We start from the raw sequence: 16,927 nt of genomic DNA, 5'->3' as shown, positions 1-16,927 counted from the left end.
GTTTCTATAGCCCAAACAATTCAGGGAGAAATAGAGAAAGCTTTGGGAAGTAAGTAATCAGCATCAAAACGATAATCATCGTAACCAAGAATGGAATGAGAGGTCTGATGACATCTGAAACATTTACTTTGGCAATACCGCTTCCCACAAACAGTAAGGTACCTACCGGTGGAGTACAAATCCCAATGCACAGGTTCAATACAATCACAATTCCAAAATGAACGGGATCCATGCCGAGAGAAGTCACAACCGGTAAAAAGATGGGCGTAAATATCAATACAGCCGGAGAGATATCCATGAACGTTCCAATGATTAATAGAATAATGTTGATAATAAGAAAAATAGCAATAGGGTGGCTAAATGTATCTAAAAGAAATGAGGTGATAGCTTGTGGAATGCCTTGAAAGGAAAATAACCAGGACATAGCCATGGAAGTACTGATGACGGCCATGACCATGGCAGTGGTTTTCCCACTTTTTAGCAGAATACCTGATAAATCCTTGATCCGAATGGTGTTATAAATAAAAGCTAAAATGGTGGCATACAATACCGCAATAGCCGCGGCTTCGGTAGCTGTAAAAACACCGACTACAATTCCTCCCACAACCACAACGAGAAGCATAAGACTCCAAAAAGCTTCTCGGAAATATTTTAGTACAGTATTTAAAGGAACACGCACCCGACGCGGCAGTTTATGCTTCATCGTAATATAGCTGGCTGTGATCATAAGGCCCAGACCAGTCAAAAAGCCGGGAAGATAGCCGGCCACGAATAGTGCTGCCACAGATGCGGTACCACCACTGGCCAGTGCATAGACAATCAAAATATTGCTCGGTGGAATCAACAGTCCCGTCGTAGAAGCTGTTATGTTGATGGAGGCGCTGAGCGTTCTGGGGTATCCTTCATTCTCCATTCGATCAGTCATAATGCTACCTATAGCGGAAGCGGCGGCCACCGCTGATCCGGAAACTGCTCCAAACAACATGGCTGACAGTATATTGACATAAGCAAGACCACCCGGCATTCTTCCTATGATGGCGCGAGCCAGATTGATCAGCCGATCAGCAATTCCCCCTTGTTTCATGAGCTCTCCCGCCAAGACGAAGAACGGTATGGCTAGAAGTGTAAAACTGTCGATCCCTGTTGTCATTCGCTGACAAATCGTGGTTACCGCAGGAATCATGTCGATATGGAACAATAGCGCGACGGTACTGGAAATACCTATGCAATACACCACGGGCAGTCCCATACAAAGCAATGCGAAGAATGTAGCAAACAAGGTAATCGCCGCTATGATTTCAAGCTCTGTCACTTTTCGTTTTCGTTTTTGTTTCCTGTTAGAATATTGTAGATGGCGTAGTAGATTATAAGCAGGCCACTTAGTGGCACAATAGAATAGATCATGCCTAGTGGCAAATGTAGCGCTGGAGATACCTGATCTAAAGTCCAAGTGATCATCACCAGATTTCCACCTCCGATGACCATCACCATTGCCGCAAATAAGATGATCATCAGCTCGATCGAAATGAAAACCCTGATTCGTGATGCTATGGTTAATTTTCTATATAGAAAATTCATAGTCAGGTGTTCTCGCTTACCGCTCAAATAGGCCATGCCCAAAATACTCAACCAAATGAGTGCATAGCGGGCCAACTCTTCGGTGAAAGAAGGTGAATTCGAAAACAGATGCCTGGCAAAGACCTGTGCCAGTACATCTATCACCAGAATGGCAAAAATGCTCACCATCAGATACTCTATGCTCAGATTTATGAAATTGTACACCTTTTTCATTTTTGTTTATAGGATTGGATTTTTTGAATGATTGAGCTCATTTCTGGCTCCTTTGCCAACTGAGTCAGAAGCGGTGCAGACTTAGTACGAAAGAGAGATTTGTTCGGACGGATGATCTCGACATCGTTTTCTTCCAATATTTTCATGCACTTTTCTACTGACGCCTTCCAGTATTCCTTTTGCGTTTGGGCGGATATCTTTGCCGCCTTTTTTACCCAGCCCTGTTGTTGAGATCTTAATGAATTCCAAGATTTTGTACTGATCACCAAAATATCAGGAGCGGAACTGTGCTCATCCAGCGTATAGTATTTGCATACTTCAAAGTGATTGGATGACACAAAGGAGGGGGGATTGTTTTCAGCACCATCTACTACGCCTTGCTGTAGCGCGGTATATAATTCGCCAAATGACATGGGTGTGGCAGATCCACCTAATTCTTGGACTAGATCGATAGATAATTGGTGGTTCATAACTCTTATTTTTAGCCCTTGCAAGTCTTTCGGTGTTCGGACGGGTCGATCTTTTGTGTAAAAACTTCGACTACCAGCGTCGTAGTAGCACAACCCTTTTAGCAGAAAATTGCTGCTACTCTCAAGGATTTCTTCGCCAATTTCACTTTCTAACACCTCAAAAAAGTGTGTCTTGCCTTTGAATAAATAGGGCGCACTTAGAATGCCATATTTGGGAGCAAAATTGGCCATGGTATTGGTGCTCACCTTGGTAATGGCGATGCTGCCAATCTGCAATAATTCAAGCACTTCTCTTTCGGATCCCAATTGCCCATTGGGAAAGACTTTCACTTTCAGGTTACCACCAGATATTTTTTCTAGTTCTTTCTTAAAGTCGAGTATGCCCTGGTGTACCGGATGCGTCTCGGGTAAGGAGTGGGCCAGAAAGAGAGTTTTGGACGAATTGTTCTCACTACATGATAAACATGTAAAGCATATGATAGCGACAACAATTACTGTCGTATGTTTCCACCTGTTTTTTATGAGGAAAATGTGAGCGATCCATATGTTTTCAATTGCTTTAGTCATATACATCAAAGTACTGTCGAGCATTGCGATAACAGATATTTTCGATCATTTGGCCCAGCCAGGTAATATCATTGGGTAGCTCACCATTTTCAATATCGTTACCAATCAGATTGCAGAGAATCCTTCTGAAATACTCGTGCCTGGTCATGGATAATAGGCTTCTACTGTCGGTGACCATGCCAAGAAATCTACTCAATAAACCTGCATTTGATAGTGCATTCAGATGATTTTCTATGCCAGTCTTTTGGTCTGCAAACCACCAGGCAGGTCCCCATTGCACCTTGCCGGGTATACTTCCGTCGTTGAAGTTTCCAGCCATGGTGGAAAAAACCTCATTCAGTGAAGGGTTCAGATTATAGAGTATGGTTCTGGGTAGCTGATCGGTCTTATCCAGTGCGTCCAGGTATGCAGCCAGGTTGGTGGATTGACGATAGTCTCCTATAGAATCACAGCCCATATCCGAGCCAAGTTGAGCGTATATTCTGCTGCTGTTGTTTCGCTGGGGTCCTAGATGGAGCTGTTGTGTCCAGCCCATTTTATGATAGATAAGTCCTAAGTGGTATAACACGTACGAAACGTAAATATCTTCCTCTTCTTCGGTGATAGTATGGCCAGTCATTCTTTTGGAAAATATTTGATTGGCAGCTTGTTCGGTAAAATTCATAGAAGGGGCATGGGACAAGCCGTGGTCAGAAATAAAACATCCCAAGTCATTAAAGTATTTAGCCCTTTCCGCCAAGGCTTCGATTAGATCAGACGCATTTCTTATTTCCTTTTCCATCAAAGTCGATAGATCAGTTATATAATTTCCGAAACTGTGCTTGCTAATATGCAGACTTTGATCAGGTCTGAAGGTGGGTCTCACCTGTATCCCAATTCCTTGTTCCCTTATCATCTGATGAAATTCTAAATTAGAGGAAGGATCATCTGTTGTACAAAGGACTTTTACTTTTGATCTACGCAAAAGACTTCTGGGTGTAAACTCAGGTTGGGATAGTGCATGGTTGCATTGGTCGAAAATGACCCGCCAGTTATCCCGGGTTAGAAGCTCATCTATTCCAAAATATCGCTTAAGCTCTAGCTGAGTCCAATGATATAAGGGATTGCGTATGGTATAAGGCATTGTTGTCGCCCACTGACAGAATTTCTCTTCGTCCGAACGATCACCAGTAATGAATGCTTCATCGATGCCGTTGGCCCGCATCGCTCTCCATTTGTAGTGGTCATGTTTTAGCCAGATTTCTGTAATACTTGGGAAAGATGTGTTTTCCGCTATTTCTTGTGGGCTGAGGTGGTTGTGATAATCGATGATGGGCTGTTTCTCAGCAAAATCAAAATAGAGCTTCTGAGCAGGTTTAGAATGAAGTAAGAAATTTTCGGTGATGAAAGACATGTGATCGGCTTCTAGATTTGGTAAAAATTATCATCCCATGTTTCAATCGTCTGCTTTTGCATGGCACGGTTAGCCATAAATACGCCATAAGCAGCAAGAGCTCCTGTTTTTACATCGGAAATTACCTTTTGCCCGTCTCTTATGCTATCCCTAAAGTCTATGAGGGCTTGTCTTGAAGGGTCTTTATGTGGTACGTTTATCTTGACGTAGTTTCGATGTCCGGATCGTTTAACAGTTGCTCCCGATACACCATCTATATCATCAAATTCTTTCTTTTCAGTGTCTGCTTCTGAGTACAGCCAGGCGTTTGCATAGTCCACCACAATGGTTCCTTTCTTACCAAATAACTTGATTTTGTAATCATCAAAGCCATTGGTGGTTAGACATGTGAATTTTCCTTTAAGCCCATTTTTATACTCCATCATTACGTGAATATTGTCGTAGGTTTCACGTCCGTCCTTCCAATAATCAATACCTCCCATGCCCATTACTGTCTGCGGACGGCTTCCGGTGATCCAATTGATAAAATCTATTTGATGTGAACACAGTTCGGCCATCATTCCTCCGGAATATTCCCTGTACATTCTCCAGTTGATCATTCTTTCCCATTTAGGATCCTCTACAGGTCTTCGCCAGTCACCATTTCTATTCCATTGGCATTGAAACGAGGAGAGGGGCCCTATTTTGTCATCTGAAACCATTTGGGCAATAGCCTGATATAATCTGGAGTTGTGATACTGGTGGCCGGTTTGGAAAACTTTAGAAGACGCGTGAACAGCTTTTACTACTTTTCGAATGCTCTCAGCTCCTTTGGCCATGGTCTTTTCACAGTAAACGTGTTTTCCTGCATCCAATGCCTCAATCGCCATTTGGGCGTGCATGGAAAAAGGTGTGGCAATGAAGACCGCATCTACATTTTGGTCATCCAGTAGCTTTCGGTAATCCTGGTAACTCTCGGATCGTCCGTTGGTCCTTTGTACCGCCTCGCTTAAACGAGAGGGTATAATATCAGCACAGGCTACTACCACCAGGTCTGCAATCGAACTCATTTCAGTTATCATTCCAAGACCTCTGCTACCGGTACCTATGACACCAATCCTTACTTTGTTACTTCCCTTCAGCGAATTCGAAAGTACGTTAGGGCCACCCAATGCAGTGGCAGAAACGGTCAGGCCACTCAACTTAACAAAATCTCTTCTTTTCATCATCAAATTATGATTTAGGTTCCCAGCCCTTTTCGTAAGAACGAGACCAGCTTTTCATAGCCTCCTCATCATTGAGAATTTTACCGTTGCTGGTATCAATGTTTAAACTTCTGCCCACCTTTTGCGAAATATTTCCCAAGTGACAAAGTACGTTGGTCTTATGGGCATCCTGAATCGGTGCGTTGAGTGGTGCTCCTGATCGAATGGATTCAAGGAAGTTATTGATATGAAAATCATCTAATCCCCCAGCACCTACAGTATCTGTAGTAGCACTTATTTCATCTTCGGCCATCTTCTTGATAATGTTATTGTCCATATCGTAGGCGATGTATTCATTTCTGTCTAGGAGTATTGTTCCTGCAGTTCCATGAATAGTTACGCCACGGCCCCTGCCATGATGCTTGAATGGTGCGCAGCTTCGTCCTTCCCAGGAAATCATTTTGCCACCCTCAAATTCAAAATTCGCCATCTGGGAGTCATAGAACTCCCAGTCGTCCTGAAAATGATAGCGGCCACCAGAAGAGGTAACCCGAGCTGGGTAATCTACGCCCAAGGCCCATCTGCAAATATCTATTTCGTGGGTGCCGTTGTTGTGTATTTCTCCGGTACCCCAGCGTTCAAACCAGTGCCAGTTATAATGTACAATATTGTCTTTATAGGCAGTGCGCGGCGCCGGTCCTTGCCAGAGTTCCCAATTGAGCCAATTTGGTATAGATGCTAGCTTACCTATACCAATTGACCCTCTTTTGTTCGAATACCAGGCCTTGCCCATGTAAGCCTTGCCAATAATGCCGTCACGGATGTCTTTGACTGCCTGAAATGAAGTGGGAGCCGATCGTTGCTGTGTACCTATTTGTAATGTCTTTCCAGTAGACTGCTGAACTTGAACGAGCATTTCTCCCTCCCTGGGATTATGACTTGATGGTTTTTCCAGGTATACGTGCTTTCCGGCTTGCATGCCCATGATTCCCATGGGAGCATGCCAATGTTCAGGAGTAGCTACCATAATCGCATCGAGATCTTTTTTCTCTAGAAGCTCTCTGAAGTCTTCAATAGGGTTAGCCTTTTTTCCGGTGAGTTCAAGGGTCATTTTGTTTGCTCTTTCAAGCACTCTGCTGTCCACATCACACAGATATCTGATGGCCGTGTTTTTGGCTTTCGCTGCCATGTTGATATGTTGGATACCACGACCATTCATACCTACCACTCCAAAATTGATTCGATCGTTAGCACCTAAAATCTTAGCATAACTGTAGGCGGGCATTTGAAGGCTTCCAAGGGCTAGTGCACCGCTTCCTGCCAATGCTGTTTTTTTAATGAATTTTCTTCTTGATACTTTATTTTCCATAATCAAATTCTATTTTGAAGAGTTATCAATTTTTTCCAGTTCCAGTAGTTTGATGTTTTTAAAAGAGACAGCATCGCCATGATCTTGTAATAAGATATGCCCGTTTACTGCTTCACCAAATGCAGGCCAGTTTTTATATTTACTATAGGCCACAAGGGCTTTCCAAATTTGAGTGCTTCGAGTATATTCGATCACCTTAGACCCGTTAAGATGATGTGTGACCCTTTGACCACGAACCTCGATTCTTGCGCGATTCCAGGTACCTATGCCCTTGAATCTTTTTTTGTTGAGGTGGGGATTGAAAAGCTTACCGTTGGAAGGAATGAGGTCATAAAGCGAGCCTAAGGTGCGATTTCCATTTACTCCTTTCTGAGCATCAGGATGCACTTTGTCATCCAGAATCTGAAATTCACACCCAATGGCAGATCCCGCTCCTTGATTCAAACTGGGATCTACAAAATACTTGATGCCACTATTGGCTCCCTTGGTGATGTTGAAGTCAATTTCGAGGATAAAATCCTTGTATTGTTTCTCCGTGATGATGTCTCCGCCATTTGTAGATTCTCCACCATTACTTTTTTCAACCGACAAGATACCGTCGCTTATTTTCCATCCGTTTTCAGGGAATTTTTCCGATTTAGCAGACTTCCAGCCCTTAGAGGTTGCACCATCCCAGAGCAATTTCCAACCTTCCTCTTTCTCTTTTTCGGATAGTACATTATTTAAGTAGTTCACTTGCCTGATTGTAGTTTCGGGGCGCATATTATCTTCCACATGGTCGGTGAGAATGCGAATGTTTTTCCACCTGATCTGTTTTCCCTCGTTTTCAAGTTGGCCGTTGATAGAATGTACTTGAAGACCGATAAACCCCATTGAACTGTAGTCGGCTAGTAAATCTGCAACCGGCTGATCATTAAGAAAAGTACGAATACGATTTCCGAAGGCCTCTACTCTAAATTGATTCCATTCTCCTTTTTTCAAAGCCTTCTTAGCCTCAGGATTGTATTCCAAAGAATATAGCCATCCGTTTCGACTTTCGTCATAGATACCTGCCGCCCACCCACGGTTTGTATCGTCGTATTCTACCTGATAACCGTGCACAGCGCCATTCATATAATCAGGGAGGCTTTGACTCCTGATTTGAACACCCGAGTTGAGTCCTATGTCCACTTTCATTTCATATTCCAGAATGAAGTCGGCGTAGTTTTTTTGAGTAACTAAAAAAGTATTAGGTGTATTGTCGACGGCTGTACCTACGATTGTCCCCTGATCAACTTCGAATTGGGCCGTACCATTTACAATTCTCCAATGCCTTAGATTCTTCCCGTTGAATAGTTGTTCCCAGTTTCCTTGTTGTGCCAGTGTTAGATGACAAATGATTGATAGGTTGAAAAAGAGGAGTAAAAATTTGGTCATATCTATTTATTTAAAGCTTCATTACTTCGTTGTATTCCCAGTTCCAATCCGCAAAGCTCTGCCAGGCCTTTGAGCCTACCAATGGCGGAGTATCCGGGAAAAGGGATTGTTTTATCTAAATCGTCAAGCATCTGATGGCCATGATCCGGTCTCATGGGGATTTCATAATCGTCTCTACCTGCAGCCTTTCTTTTATTCATTTCTACGGTTAATGCTTTTATCACTCCATACATATCTACACTGCCTCCCAGATGATGAGCTTCATAGAAGCTGCCGTCCACTTCCCGCTGGACATTGCGTAAATGAATGAAGTGAAACTTGTGTCCGAGTCTCTTAATGATTCCGCTTAAATCGTTAGACGCGTCAGGTCCCAGAGAGCCTGTACAGAAAGTGATACCATTGCTTGGGCTATCGATGCATTGTGTCAGGTATTCAAGGTCTGATTCATTGGATATCACGCGTGGAAGGCCAAAAATCGGGTAGGGCGGATCATCGGGGTGACAGCACATTTTGATACCCAGTTTTTCGGCCTCCGGAATTACCTTTTGGAGAAAGTGGGCGAGATTGTTTTTGAGGGCAGCGGCATCAATATTTTTATACCCATCTAAAAATACTTTGAACTCATCCAAAGACATGGTGCTTCCACTGCCAGGCACACCTGCTAATATGTTGCGCTGAAGTAGATCTTTTTCTTGCGGAGTCAGGGAGAGAAAAAGGTCTCTTGCCTTCGATTTCATTGTTTCATCGTATTCCTCTTTGGCCTCAGATCGCTCCAGAATATAGAGATCAAATGCAGCCAGACGTGTAGTATCGTAGCGAAGTGCTTTTCCACCTCCTGCTATTTCAAAATCGAGGTCTGTACGTGTCCAGTCGAGCACGGGCATGAAATTGTAGCAAACCGTCTTTATACCCTCATTTGCAAGATTTTTGAGTGTTAGTATGTAGTTATTAATGTAAATATCCCGCTCCGGAAGTCCCTTTTTAATGGACTCATGTATATTTACGCTTTCTACAACAGACCAGACCAAATTTCTGGGACGGTTTTGTGCTTCATCCCATTCAATATTTTTTTTCCGTTTTTGAATTTCTTCTACGCTCCAAACTTCTCCGACTAGTATGTGGTGCAAGGCCGTAACGATCCCGCTCACACCTGTTTGCTGTATATCATCCAATGAAACAATATCATTGGGTCCGTACCATCGCCAAGTTTTGAATAAGCTCATTTTTCCTTGATTTAAACCCCGCTAAAAGCACTAAATCCGCCATCTATAGGAATGACTATGCCTGTAACAAATTTGGAAGCACTCGTTGATAAAAACTCCACAGCTCCATTAATTTCATCCGCCTCACCAAACCGCCCCATAGGGGTATTGCGAATAATGGTTTGACCTCTATCTGTTGGAGTCCCGTCTTCATTGAGAAGCAGGTCTCTGTTCTGATCTCCTATGAAAAACCCTGGAGCTATGGCATTTACACGAATACTTTCACCAAACTTCATAGCGACCTCAACGGCCATCCATCGGGTAAAATTTTCCATGGCTGCTTTGGATGCAGAATATCCAGCGACTCGCGTAAGTACACGATTAACTGCCATTGACGAAAAGTTGATTATGGCACCCGCGCCTTGTGATTTCATAACCGCTCCAAATACCAATGAAGGCAATACGGTTCCGTTTAAATTTAGAGCGGTTACCTGATTAAAATGGTCTATCGAAAGGTCAAATATGGTTTGATCTGGGCCTATGGTAGCCCCAGGTTTGTTGCCGCCGGCAGCATTGATCAAGATGTCGATGCTCCCCCATTTTGCAAGAATTTTATCTCGGGTTTGTTCTAAATCTGTTTGAGATAAGACGTCAGCTACCAACCCCAGAGCCAGTCCGCCACTATCATTGATTTGATCTTCCTTTTCTTTTATGGATTTTTCCGTGCGCCCAATGATTACTACTCTGGCTCCTTTTTGAGCCATAAAGGAGGCTACCGCTCCCCCAAGTGCACCACCGCCACCGCTAATAAGGACTACTTTATTTTTGAGTTCAGTTGGATTTTTCATTGGTATGGAATAATTGATCAAAGTGGACAGATAAGTGCTCTCTCATCTCCAGGCGGAAATCCTCAGCAGTACCTGATTTTAGTACATCCAGTAATCTTTGGTGTGAAACCTGCCCGTACGACATAGGGTCTATGTCGAACTGATGCTTAATCACGTGTTCGATTGTAGGCAGAAAAACTTCTTGCAATGACTGCAGGATAGTATTTCCAGTGATCTCGTATAGATAGGCGTGAAAGTTGGTATCGATGGCAATCAATTTTTTCATGACAACATTGGTCTTCTCTTGTTCCATCAGTGCTTGTTCGCCCTTAATGATTTGGGCCAGTGCTTTGAGATCTTCATTTGAGACTCTATCAAACAAAGCATCGGCAATGCCTACTTCAAGCATCAATCTGAGCTCAAAAACTTCACGTCTGGTTTTTTGTTCCAAGAGTTTGGGGAGTAGAACCTTACCCAGTGCCGGTACCATTTTTGGCTCGGAAAGTATCATTCCCCTTTTTTTTCTAGACTCAATTAAGCCGAGTAGTTTGAGATGACTGAGAGCCTCCCTTACAATAGTTCTGCTGACACCCAGACTAGCGGCTAGTTCAGTTTCCTTCGGAACAGATGAACCGGGTCGCACGTCAGAATTTTGAAGGTAATCCATGATTCGATCTACCACCAATTCTGTTTTGTTTGGTGTTGGAATTGGATTGCTTAGTAGTGATTGGCTGTTCATTAAATAATAATGTAGTACATATTAATTTAACAATATTACGAATTACAAATCAAAATATGGTCTGTAAATAGATTTTTTTTGCTGTGCAGGAAATTGATATGTTGATGCTAAAACAATTTGTTTTGACCCGGTTCAAATGTTGGGAGGATGAAATTTTAGGAAATATTCGGTTGTGGTTGTATTTTAGTCAAAGATGAACGTTGTCCATATTCAAAACAAAAACTTGTTAAAATGTATCATGCATCTTATGATGCTGTTGATGCCCTTTCTTCTAGAAGCCCAGCAAAAAGAATACAAGCGATTTGAGACGCGTCCAATCAATGAAAGATATATCATAGACTATTCAGACCAACTGTCTGTTAAAATCTATGGCATAATAAAATCGAACACAATCGCCCATGTAAATCATCAGACAGAGGCAAAGATTGAATATAAACCTAATGAAAACTTCAACATTGGATTTGGCTTGGGGTACAAGTGGTTTGGAGTCGATTTGGCGTTTAATTTTTCTGGGGTTAACGATGATGATGAGACCTTCGGAAACACCAAAAGATTCGATATTCAATCCAATATATATGCAAGAAAGTTCGCCATAGATGTTAACCTATTAAAATACAAGGGGTATTATGGTGCCAATCCGGAAGACTACAGAACGAGCTACGACCCTGACAATCCCTATCCCATCCGGTCGGATATTCGAACTGTTAATTTTAGGATCAGTGCACTTTATATTTTCAAACATGATAAGTTTTCTTATCGAAGCGCATTCACCTACAATGAGCGACAAATAAAAGGAGCAGGTTCCTTTCTTGCTGGGCCATTTTTTAGCTATTACAAAATGGATGCAGATTCCACTTTGATCCCAATGGAAGCTGTGGCAAATTTTAATGCAGAGGTTGATTTTAGAGGCAGTGAATATATCCGGTATGGCCTCTCTGGTGGTTATGCGCACAATTTCGTTATTGGGAAACGGGTTTTCTTTTCTCTGACTTTCGCTATTGGTTTAGGACCTGAAATCAAGAAAACACCTGCTTTAAATGGGAGAGAAGCAGATGTTGAGGCGAAATTCACAGGACAGTTGGCTTTGCGGACTGCTCTTGGTTACAACTCTGAAAAGTTTTATGCTGGACTCGCTGCTGTTGGAGTCTTTTCCGGTGAACGAGAAAAGGAAGATTATCTTGAGCGGGGAGTTAGTAATTTAAAAATATTTATTGGAAAAAGGTTGAACCCTCCGAAATTTTTGAGATAGTAATAATGGTGACTCGAATACCATTAAAATGCAGTTACCGCCTAGCTAATCTTGTTGAGAATTTCAAGTGCCTGTTTATAATATAACTGTTTCTCAGTTGTGATTTTCTTTAAAAGGCCCTGCGCCTTATTCACCTTATTTTCCTTTAGATAAGCCAAGGCTAAATACCATTCAGCAGTTTGATTAACAATTAGATGACTGGAGCCCAGGGCTTCATTAAGGTGTTCAATGGCCTTATTAACTTGATCTGTTTTTAGATAGCACATGGCCTGATAAACAGGTGTCATTTCACTTTGTGGACCCGACTTGAAAGTTTCAATAGCTTGAAGGTATTCACCTTTCCGATAGTGATCAAAATCAGATAGGTTGGCCCCAACCTCATTGCCTCGTGTAATCGGTGGGGCAGGATAGATCTCAAAATATGCCTGATAGATAGTCTCATGATTGACTACTTCAGGCGAAAATAAATAATACACAATACCACATAGCACGAGAAATGACAGTGATGCTGCAAGCATCAGTGTTCTTCTGGCGTCATCTATTTTGCGTTGCTGTTTGGATTCTTCAAGATACGGTCTGAATTCTTTTCTGAGTACTTCGTTGTTTGACTGAACCAAAGACTCAATGACCATATTTTGGGTTTGGAATTCATGTTCAAAATCTTTGGAATCTTTGAGCTTTTGAGCAAATAAATCTTGCTCCTGGTCAGTCATTGATCCATCAATTTTGGCTTCAATCAGCCTGTAATCGCTCTCAGACAAATCATTCATCAACTTAAATATACTTTATTTTGAGCTAATTGTTTCTTGGCTTCTTCCATGAGTTTTTTGTAACAGCGAGCTTTTATAGTCTTGGCTACGCCCGCACTTGCAAAGCCCATCTCCTCTGCAATCTCTGTCATAGTCAATTTGTTGAGGTAGAACAACCTGATTATGGTTTGGCACTTATCGCCTAAGGTAGAAATGGCATTATTTGCTAGAGTATAGAGTTCCTCCTTATCTAGATCTGAGGTGTTGGCCGAATCCTTGTAGAAGCTTCTGATGTCCTCAGCATGAGATTCATGTTGTTTAGATTTTCGATACTTTACCAACCACATGTTGTAACAGGTTGAAAATAAATAAGCTCTAATGTTCGTCAGATATTCAATTTTATCACACAGCAAGCGCTCTCTGAAATTGATAATAGCATCGATAAATATGTCATCAGCATCTTCTACTGAGCAATTTGTTTTTTTGATCAGATTTTTTGTACAATAGTTACCATGCTCCAAAAAGATTGTTTTTAGGCAGGTATTGTCATTCCTTTTTAAATGCTGAACCAGTTCTTTTAGGTCAAGATTCATCTTTTATTTTCCATTCACCGGACTGCAAAAGTAACGTTACTTTGTTAAAAATTTGGATCAATGTGACATATGTGTTGAGAGCTGTTAAGGTTTGCCTAAAACGCCTCAGTAAGTTCTATTCTATGGATGCTGCAATTCTCCGTCTATAGATGCTAACAGAGATAATGATCAGGATAAGCACAATGCCAACGATTGCATACAACAGTAATTTATGATCATTATGTAAATCTATCACAGCGCTATCGCCTAAGAGAACAAAAGATCCCCAATAAAGCGGAGCAGATAGAGGTTCGCTAGATTTGGTTAAGTATTCAAGTTTTGCCTGCTGCAACGCAACATCTTTAGGCTTTCCGTTTTTCAATTCTTGGTAAAAAGCTTTCATGATCTGGGGAGTTGTTTCATCTGGTACAGCCCATTGTGTAAGTACAATACTTTTGCATCCGGCATAAGTAAAAGCTCTGCCCATGCTCATAATACCCTCTCCTTTAGCTATCCGTCCCGCACCTGTGTTGCAAGCACTCAGTACAGCTAATTCTGCATTGAGTGACATGTTGTATAACTCGTAAGCATACAACGCCCCATTGTCAATCGAGTCCTTGTTCGAAGTGAACTGCAGTTTTGAATTCATCGGATAATCCTCATTCAATGTTCCATGCAAAGCCAGGTGCAGGATGGAGTAGTCTTTGGCATTTTTTTTGAAATTGACTTTGTCTGCCAGATTGCCATAGTAGTATTCTCCATCTACCAGTGACGAAATGGCTTTGATTTCTGCTCTGCTGCCAGGTAAGTCATCTGCAATACCTCTCAAGGTTCTCAAGGGTATAGAATCGCCTTCAGCTCCTTTCTCATCCTTATTGAATGAAAAGGCCAACAGGCCCTTGTTTGATGTTTGTAAGTATAGTTTTTGAGACTCATGAACCATAAGGTCTGCTGAGTAGCCATAGCTAATTACATAATCCTTAATCAGATAGTCTAGATTTTTATAAGTTTCCTTTTGATCTGAAGTGAGTAGCATATCAAAATTAACATGCCATAATTCGCCATCTGGTATTATTTTAAGCCGATTGCCTGCTATTTTGTCTTTCACTGGTTCGATCAATAGTTGATAGAGAGTAGATGCATTTTTAATATAGCTTTCATAATCACTATCAACGATTGCGGTTTGAAGGGATTCTATCATTTCGTCCAGATTTTCTATTGCTCTCTGCTGATGCACGTACAAGCTGTCTCTGTCAATAACGAAAGTATAAATGGCACTGTCTCCTACAAAATATTCAATTAGTGTTGAGTGCTCGTCGAGCATATTTTGAACTTCTTGCAGGGAAGCCAGCTGGCTATTAATTTTTAGATTAAAATAATCCGGGTAATTAGTTTTCAGAGTATTTACAAGTTGTTCATGTGATCTGCTCAATTCAAATATTTTGCTTTTATACGTTTTGATTTTCACTGAGTCCAATGACTGATACCCGAGTTTCGCTTTGTCCAATCGGGACTGCAAGTGTCTAATATCAGCTTTTATCAACTTTTCTTTTTCTATAAGGCTATTCGCAAGCCCTGAGTAATCGATATCAAGAGAAGAATGAACAACGTTTTTTAATTGATTGCTCTTAGTTTTTTCTGCATAGGAGAACATGGTCTTTTTATAGGACTCGGCACCAGTACTATTGTACTTAAGAAAATTGGCTTTTATACCATATTCGTAAGCCTCTGCAGCTCTTTTGGAGAAAGATATTTTATCAAGTTCGTTATAATGTGAGGACCTGAGGATAATAATCAGAGAATCAGTTAACTGACCATGCTTAATGGCTTGTTCTAGTAATTCATCTTCACCATTGGATAGATAGTATTCAGTCAAACAATCAGTTTTATGAGCTAGACCTGCGAGGTGGACAATAGGGTCAAGAATTGAACTTAATGTTTTGTTGATCTTGGAGTCATCTGAAAGTAACTCGGAATTAGCATAAAGAGCAGAGTCATAGTGCGCAATAGCCATATCATATTGTCCTAATTTTTGATAAGCGATGCCAATATTTTCATCTTGATAGGCTGTTTGACTATGCGAAACACCATAGAGGTTTCTAAAGATAGATTTTACCTTTTTAGCCACTTCTATGGCCTCCCTATAATCGCCCTGGTTTAGTATTGCAAATGCTAGTGCACCATAGCTTATGGCCCCCACTTCATTGCTGTCTTCACCATTATCCTCAGACAGTGAAATGGCAATTTGAGCATGTTGGATAGCCTTTTCATAATTTTCTAGAAAGGTATAATTTTTTGATAGACCTGCATGGATATTAGACAGCCCAACTATGTCAGGATGGTTTTTTGTCTGACTTAGATTTAGGGCTTTATTCAAAAAGACCTGTGCATCATCGTATTTCTCTTGTTTTCGGTAGGATTCGGAAATGTTTATATATAGCATACCTACATATGGATGATCGGATCCGAAAGTATTCAAAACTAACTGGAGGGCCTTCTGGCTATAAAACAGTGACTTTTCGTAATTTCCTAGCCAAATATCCAGACTAGCAATGTTGGCGTATGGGGAAATTAAGGAACTGTGGTTCTCTCCATATCTTTTTAATCTTATACTAATCGCTTTCTCATAATATATTCTCGCACGTATAAATTCCTTTCTGGCCCTGAAGTAAATGTTTGCGAGATTGTTGTAGCAAACGGCGGTATTTAAATCTTCCTCACCATACTCTGCTACCGATATTTCTAACCCGGTACTAAGGGCAGCTAAGCTTTCGTCAATCTCACCTTGCATATAGTATTCTTTACCCAGTTCCTGATAGACATTAAATAAAAAAGGGTGCTGATCTTCTTTCTGCTTGATTGCACGGATGGCTTTTTCGTAGTGAATAAGCGCTTTGCTCGATTCTCTTTTACGTGTAGCTACTCCTCCCAAACGATAATAGGCCTTTCCCTGGTGCAGGCCTGGCTCATCTATCTTGGGCGCACATTCATAAAGAATTTTATTCGCATATTCCTCAGCAAGGTCCAACTGGAATTTTTTCAAATACGTACTAGATAATCCGAAGAAGCAATCAGCCAATCTTCGCCAGTACTTTAGTTGCTCGAAATTTGAAGCTGCCTTTTGAAATAGTACAATGGCATCTTCATAATTACCAGCTGCGTACAGTGAGTCGGCAAGGGCGTAGTGCTGGCTTGCTGCAAGTGTATCTGCTTGCACATTTATTATTCCAGGATCCGCATCTGAAAGGTAACTCAGGGAAATAAGGAAAATGAATGAGACAAGGCTTTTTCTACCGGGAAAACTCATATTCAAGACGTGTATTGTTTGGCCAAAACTACAAGGATGTTTTGAATATCCGCCCTTCCAAATTAATATTCAGACATGATTAAAGCATCTTG

Annotated in this window: 14 protein-coding genes; 1 reads left to right on the top strand and 13 read right to left on the bottom strand. The window is 41.4% G+C overall.

Going from position 1 to position 16,927, the window contains the following annotated elements:
• Positions 1-4: 4 nt before the first annotated feature.
• Genes ABJD64_RS14260 through ABJD64_RS14215 form a run of 10 tightly spaced genes read right to left on the bottom strand, consistent with a single transcriptional unit; the run spans position 5 to position 10,958 of the window.
• Complete coding sequence (locus ABJD64_RS14260) at positions 5-1,312, bottom strand: TRAP transporter large permease (protein ID WP_348182637.1); 1,308 nt, start codon at positions 1,310-1,312, stop codon at positions 5-7.
• Positions 1,309-1,791 carry a TRAP transporter small permease gene (locus ABJD64_RS14255; protein WP_348182635.1) on the bottom strand — a complete coding sequence of 161 codons (483 nt, stop codon included), beginning with the start codon at positions 1,789-1,791 and terminating at the stop codon, positions 1,309-1,311. Before ABJD64_RS14255 ends, ABJD64_RS14260 begins: the two co-directional genes overlap by 4 nt.
• On the bottom strand, positions 1,788-2,828 hold the full coding sequence (locus tag ABJD64_RS14250; protein ID WP_348182633.1) for a TRAP transporter substrate-binding protein: 1,041 nt from the start codon (positions 2,826-2,828) through the stop codon (positions 1,788-1,790). Before ABJD64_RS14250 ends, ABJD64_RS14255 begins: the two co-directional genes overlap by 4 nt.
• Complete coding sequence (gene uxaC / locus ABJD64_RS14245) at positions 2,821-4,221, bottom strand: glucuronate isomerase (RefSeq protein ID WP_348182631.1); 1,401 nt, start codon at positions 4,219-4,221, stop codon at positions 2,821-2,823. Before uxaC ends, ABJD64_RS14250 begins: the two co-directional genes overlap by 8 nt.
• Before the next feature lie 11 nt (positions 4,222-4,232).
• The gene (locus ABJD64_RS14240; protein WP_348182629.1) at positions 4,233-5,429 is read right to left on the bottom strand and encodes a Gfo/Idh/MocA family oxidoreductase; all 1,197 of its coding nucleotides are present in this window, start codon (positions 5,427-5,429) and stop codon (positions 4,233-4,235) included.
• 4 nt (positions 5,430-5,433) lie between these two features.
• A complete protein-coding gene (locus ABJD64_RS14235) occupies positions 5,434-6,774 on the bottom strand; it encodes a Gfo/Idh/MocA family oxidoreductase (protein ID WP_348182627.1) in 1,341 nt (446 codons plus the stop codon).
• 9 nt (positions 6,775-6,783) lie between these two features.
• Positions 6,784-8,190: a DUF1080 domain-containing protein gene (locus tag ABJD64_RS14230; protein WP_348182625.1), complete on the bottom strand. Its 1,407-nt coding sequence runs from the start codon at positions 8,188-8,190 to the stop codon at positions 6,784-6,786.
• Positions 8,191-8,192: 2 nt separating this feature from the next.
• Positions 8,193-9,413, bottom strand: coding sequence for a mannonate dehydratase (uxuA, locus tag ABJD64_RS14225; RefSeq protein WP_348182623.1), 1,221 nt, complete (start codon positions 9,411-9,413; stop codon positions 8,193-8,195).
• 11 nt (positions 9,414-9,424) lie between these two features.
• Positions 9,425-10,240, bottom strand: coding sequence for an SDR family oxidoreductase (locus ABJD64_RS14220; RefSeq protein ID WP_348182620.1), 816 nt, complete (start codon positions 10,238-10,240; stop codon positions 9,425-9,427).
• A complete protein-coding gene (locus ABJD64_RS14215; protein WP_348182617.1) occupies positions 10,224-10,958 on the bottom strand; it encodes an FCD domain-containing protein in 735 nt (244 codons plus the stop codon). The genes ABJD64_RS14220 and ABJD64_RS14215 overlap by 17 nt, the downstream gene beginning before the upstream one ends.
• 238 nt (positions 10,959-11,196) lie before the next feature.
• On the opposite strand from ABJD64_RS14215, the gene ABJD64_RS14210 reads away from it, so the two are divergent.
• A complete protein-coding gene (locus ABJD64_RS14210) occupies positions 11,197-12,207 on the top strand; it encodes a DUF4421 domain-containing protein (RefSeq protein WP_348182613.1) in 1,011 nt (336 codons plus the stop codon).
• A gap of 41 nt (positions 12,208-12,248) precedes the next feature.
• Here ABJD64_RS14210 and ABJD64_RS14205 read toward each other — a convergent pair whose 3' ends face one another.
• The 3 genes from ABJD64_RS14205 to ABJD64_RS14195 all read right to left on the bottom strand — a co-directional run bounded on the left by ABJD64_RS14205 (position 12,249) and on the right by ABJD64_RS14195 (position 16,835).
• Entirely contained in the window at positions 12,249-12,977 is a 729-nt protein-coding gene (locus ABJD64_RS14205) for a hypothetical protein (RefSeq protein ID WP_348182609.1), read from the bottom strand.
• The gene (locus tag ABJD64_RS14200) at positions 12,977-13,549 is read right to left on the bottom strand and encodes a sigma-70 family RNA polymerase sigma factor (protein ID WP_348182606.1); all 573 of its coding nucleotides are present in this window, start codon (positions 13,547-13,549) and stop codon (positions 12,977-12,979) included. The genes ABJD64_RS14205 and ABJD64_RS14200 overlap by 1 nt, the downstream gene beginning before the upstream one ends.
• 115 nt (positions 13,550-13,664) lie before the next feature.
• A complete protein-coding gene (locus ABJD64_RS14195) occupies positions 13,665-16,835 on the bottom strand; it encodes a CHAT domain-containing tetratricopeptide repeat protein (protein WP_348183460.1) in 3,171 nt (1,056 codons plus the stop codon).
• Positions 16,836-16,927 lie beyond the last annotated feature (92 nt).

This window comes from Reichenbachiella sp. (assembly GCF_039944555.1).
Lineage (GTDB): Bacteria > Bacteroidota > Bacteroidia > Cytophagales > Cyclobacteriaceae > Reichenbachiella.
This window is presented reverse-complemented; position numbering and strand designations above follow the sequence as displayed.